This is a genomic window from Microcoleus sp. D3_18_C4 (assembly GCF_036702355.1).
Classification (GTDB): Bacteria; Cyanobacteriota; Cyanobacteriia; order Cyanobacteriales; family Microcoleaceae; genus Microcoleus.
Genome location: NZ_JAUBTF010000155.1, coordinates 1 through 1,954, shown reverse-complemented (window position 1 = coordinate 1,954; position 1,954 = coordinate 1). Strand labels below are relative to the sequence as shown.

At 42.6% G+C, this 1,954-nt stretch carries 1 protein-coding gene; it reads left to right on the top strand.

What is annotated here, in order from left to right; genetic code table 11:
* The first annotated feature begins 461 nt into the window (after positions 1–461).
* Complete coding sequence (locus QUA90_RS30300; RefSeq protein ID WP_333390704.1) at positions 462–1,733, top strand: aminotransferase class I/II-fold pyridoxal phosphate-dependent enzyme; 1,272 nt, start codon at positions 462–464, stop codon at positions 1,731–1,733.
* The last annotated feature ends 221 nt before the right edge of the window (positions 1,734–1,954 follow it).

The window sequence follows — 1,954 nt, the reverse complement described above, 5'->3', positions numbered from 1 at the left end:
CCCTTCCCTATTCAATTAATTATTTCGATCGAGCATTAGTCACCGCACGCGATTGCTAAACCATACCCCAATTCAGCAACGCCGGGATTGGTTTGTGTGGACGGTGTAGGGTACTGGGTTCTACGGCTGATGCGTTACAAATTGTTGCGAACTGATGCCGTAATGCAGTCAAGAGTGAGATAGTTGGTAGTGGTGCATTATCATGTTAAACTAATAAAATAATATCAATACTCCTGAGTATATATGAGTATCACTTGTGTAAGATGTCCTTCGGGGAAAATTATTAAATACGCTCATACTTAGGGTAAACAAGTGGTAAACAAGGATATAAATGTCAAGAATGGGGGCGACGGTATTTTGTCCCTGAGTATAATTTATCGTTAAGGCGAGTTCCATGACCGGCAATTACTATACACCACTACCCAATTACTATGTACGACAAAAGTAATCGAAATAAGCTCATGCCAGATCCAACAAGTGAAGCGAAGACTCACTTTATCTCACCACGGTTACTAAAGTTATTAGATTGCCCGACCCCTATAAGTCAATTCTTTGCCCAAGCGACCTATATGAGTCGCCGCACTGAGCCGGAAAGTATTGATTTTACTTTCGGTGATGCCCATGAAATACCACCTCCAGGGTTTGTAGAAGCCTTACAGCGTTGGAGTGTACCGCAAAATCAAGGGTGGTATGGCTACAAGGGAAATATTCCAGAATCACGGATCACTGTATCCGCTGCTCTTCAGGATAAACGCGGACTTTCTATATTGCCTGAAGATATTTTTATGACCAATGGTACTGTAGTTGGTTTGGCGATTTGTCTGCAAATGTTAGCTGGTGAGGGAGATGAGGTAATTATTTTGAATCCACCCTGGTTAGGCTATAGGAGTATGGTGCATTTTACCGGTGCGGTTCCGATTGGTGTGCCTGTGGATACAAACACCTTTGATATGGATTTGCAGGCGATCGCATCTGCAATTACAGAACGGACTCGAGCAATTATTATCAATTCACCTCACAACCCTACAGGTAAGCTTTTTTCAGCTAGTACCCTGGAGGGTTTGAGTGCTATACTTAACGAGGCTTCTCAGCACTATGGCAAGCCTATTTATATTATTTCCGATGAAAGCTTCAGCCGCATTGTTTTCGACAACAAGATTTGTTTTAGCCCTACTCAGTTTTACCCGTTTTCTTTCTTAGTATATGGTTATAGTAAGACTTTAATGGCACCCGGTCAACGTATAGGGTATATTGCTTTACCTCCCACTATGCCTAATCGGGAAGAAATAAGACGAATCATTGCCCTCCTACAACAAAGTCCTTTTGGTTGGTGTTATCCTAGTGTGCTCATGCAGTATGCCTTAGGAGACTTAGAGCAACTCAACATAAATATCGAGCATTTACAAAACAAGCGAGATGGGATGGTGAAGGCACTGCGGGATATGGGTTACACCCTGTATAACCCTGATGGGACGTTCTTCCTCTTGGTGCAATCACCTTGGGATGATGACCTTGCTTTTGCCGAGTTATTAGCAAGTCAAGATATATTTGTTTTACCAGGAACTCCCCAGGAAATACCCGGTTACTTCCGAATTTCCCTTACTGCCAACGAAGAAATGATTTCGCGTTCTCTACCCAAATTCCAAGCTGCGATGGAATACGCTGTTGCTAACCCCTCTTCTGTCACTAAGCGGCAGAGTATAATAGAACAAAATCTCTCAAACCAGAGCTAGGTCTATGGTTAACCCTCGCCAAGCTAATTTAACCTTGAAATAGATTGATGAGTATTGTCGCTATTACAGAAATCTGTTTTCAGAAGTCAGAAGCTTCAAAGCTTTTACACACCTTCATGCTGGTATAATTTCTGATACGGCGTTGCTGAATTGGGGTATGGTTCAGCGATCGCGTGCGGTGACTAATGCTCGATGGAAATAATTAATTGAATAGGGAAGGC